This window comes from Neolewinella lacunae (genome assembly GCF_014349155.1).
Taxonomy (GTDB): Bacteria; Bacteroidota; Bacteroidia; order Chitinophagales; family Saprospiraceae; genus Neolewinella; species Neolewinella lacunae.
Genome location: NZ_JACSIT010000130.1, coordinates 1 through 278, shown reverse-complemented (window position 1 = coordinate 278; position 278 = coordinate 1). Strand labels below are relative to the sequence as shown.

The 278-nt window shown below is 60.8% G+C and carries 1 protein-coding gene; it reads right to left on the bottom strand.

Going from position 1 to position 278, the window contains the following annotated elements:
- Positions 1-278: hypothetical protein (locus tag H9S92_RS14075; protein ID WP_187467338.1), on the bottom strand; the 278-nt coding region annotated here is incomplete at both ends.

Here is a 278-nt window from a genome sequence, read left to right as displayed (position 1 = left end):
GGGGCGTTCTTGTCCTCCACCAGTACGTCCAGCCAGCAGAAGTTTACGTTGCCGGCGGCGTCTTCTACCCGCAGGCCGACGCGTACCGTGCCCAGGTCAGCACAGGTCAGGATCAGTTCCTGGTCGTATACCTCCAGGGCGATGTTGGCAGCGTTGACGCGGGCAATCGACAGTGTTACACCCGAGCAGTCGTCGTAAGAACCGTTGTCGATGTTCTCCGGCGTCAGGACGGCAAAGCCCGTGGGCAGACCCGTCGTGGAAGAAGAACCGGAAGAGAT